Genomic DNA, 2,494 nt, shown 5'->3' with positions numbered 1-2,494 from the left:
GGCCTGAGTCAAGCTCAGGTTTGCCTCTGGGGCGGTATCGAAACCGTCTCGTTATGCCCGCCGGCCCTCGCCTCGCACAGGGTGCGGAGGGGGAGTGGTCGGGTGAATGGTTCCGCGCCCAGGTGGACGGGCCCGCAGCGCTGGTCGGCCGACCGTGCGGGCATGGGCGTGCTGCTCCCTCGGTGGCCTGACGATCGCCTGGTCAGGGGTGGTCAGGTGGAGCGCTGGAGAGAACCTACTCGTCGGTAGGTAGGTGTCCGGGACAGCTTCGGGTACGGCCGGGGGCGGCGTCAATAGCCCCGGGTGGTATCCAGCCCCCTTGGGTGGCCGGACGTGTGTGGATCGGCGGTGAATGCGACTCGGCGTTGTTGATTAGTGTTGGAAGTTGCGTCTACTCTCTGCCCGGCGTATCAGCATCCACCCGCCAGAGCCGCCGGACAGGAGCACTTGATGAGCAGATCCCCCCACCTGTTGCGCAGAGGGTTCGCCGCAGCGGCGGCCCTCGCCCTCGGCGTCGCGACAGCCGTCGTGGGCGCACCCGCAGCCGTCGCCGCGCCCACGACCGCCACCCAGTCGGTGACGCTCGACGGCTCCTCACCCGGACGCGCCTTCGACGGTCTCGGCGCGATCAGCGGCGGCGGCGCCACCTCGCGGCTGCTGGTCGACTACCCCGAGCCCCAGCGCAGCCAGGTGCTGGACTACCTGTTCAAGCCCGGCTACGGTGCCTCGCTGCAGATACTCAAGGTGGAGATCGGCGGCGACGCCAATTCCAGCGACGGCCCCGAGCCCTCCCACATGCGCACCCCCACCGACGTCAACTGCGACCGGGGCTACGAGTGGTGGCTCATGGAGCAGGCCAGGGCCCGGAACCCGAACATCACGTTCTACGGCCTGGAATGGGCCGCGCCGGGCTGGCTGAACGGCGGCATCTGGTCCCAGGACAACATCACCTACCTCCAGTCCTGGCTCGGCTGTGCCCAGCAGCACGGTCTGAACGTCGGGTACCTCGGCGGCTGGAACGAGCGCGGCTACGACAAGACCTGGTTCGAGAACCTGCGCGCCTCCCTCGACAGCCACGGATACCAGGGCACCACCCTGGTCGCCTCCGACAGTGACGACGCGAACTGGTCGATCGCCACCGACCTGGCGGGCGACCCCGCCTTCAGCAAGGCCGTCGGCGTCGTCGGCCTGCACGGCACCTGCTGGCACTCGACCCCGTCCTACACCGGCTGCCCCGGCAGCACCACGGCGACCGGGCTGGGCAAGCCGCTGTGGGCCTCCGAGGACGACAACGACAGCTACGGCGCCGACCCGGCGGCCCTGGCCCGCAACGTCAACCGCGAGTACCTCGACGCCAGGATCACCTCCGACATCAAGTGGGCACTGGTCAGCTCCTGGCCCTCGAACCTGCCGTACGCGGGCGCGGGGCTGATGGGCGCCGACCAGCCCTGGTCCGGCAACTACACGGTGGGCCGCGACATCTGGGTGATGGCGCACACCACCCAGTTCGCCCAGCCGGGCTGGCAGTACCTGGACAGCGCCGGCGGCTACCTGTCCGGGGCGGGCGCCAACGGCGACCCGCACAGCGGCAGTTACGTCACGCTCAAGTCCGGCCAGAACTACAGCACCGTCGTCGAGACCACCGACGCCACCGCCGCGCAGACGGTGAAGTTCACGGTCGGCGGCGGCCTGTCCACCGGCACCGTGCACGTGTGGTCCACCGACATGAACTCCACCGATCCGGCGCAGTGGTTCGTCCACACGCAGGACGTCACGCCGCAGGGCGGCTCGTACACGCTGACGCTGCAGCCCGGCCACGTCTACACCCTGGCCACCACCACCGGCCAGGGCAAGGGCACCGCCACCACGCCGGCCGCCGCGACGATGGCGCTCCCGTACCAGGCCGACCTCAGCGGTTACCAGGCCGGCGCCACCGCCCGCTACTTCCACGACTGGGCCGGTGCCTTCGAGACCGCGCCCTGCCCGGCCGGGGCGACCACCCCGATGTGCCTGCGCCAGGTCATCACCCAGGCCCCCATCCCGTGGCACGACGACATGAACTACACCCCGGCCACCTTCCTGGGCGACCCGTCCTGGGCCCACTACCAGGCGAGCACGGACGTCGACCTCGAACAGGCCGGCACCTCGGCCGAACTGCTAGGCCGCATCGACCACGTCGACCACGACCGCAGCGCCTACCACCTGAAGATCGACGACACCGGCTCCTGGAGCCTGTTCACCGAGGACCGCTCCGCCGCCGTCACCGTGCTCGCGAGCGGCAGCTACGCCGGGGCGGGCGTCGGCACCTGGCACAACCTCACGCTGGCCATGCAGGGGCAGACCATCACCGCGGCCATCGACCACAAGCAGGTCGCCTCGGTCACCGACGCCGCCCACCACACCGGGCAGATCGGCCTGGGCGTCGGCGGCTTCCAGCACGTCGACTTCGCCAACACCACCGTCACCCCGCTGGCCGCGCCGACCAGCCAGACCG

At 70.4% G+C, this 2,494-nt stretch carries 1 protein-coding gene; it reads left to right on the top strand.

What is annotated here, in order from left to right; all coding sequences use genetic code 11:
- Positions 1 to 450 precede the first annotated feature (450 nt).
- A partial coding sequence (locus ACFQ87_RS45630; protein WP_380616952.1) for a galactosylceramidase occupies positions 451 to 2,494 on the top strand: 2,044 nt, incomplete at its 3' end.

The sequence above is a fragment of the Kitasatospora sp. NPDC056531 genome (genome assembly GCF_042794375.1).
GTDB lineage: Bacteria > Actinomycetota > Actinomycetes > Streptomycetales > Streptomycetaceae > Kitasatospora.
This window is presented reverse-complemented; position numbering and strand designations above follow the sequence as displayed.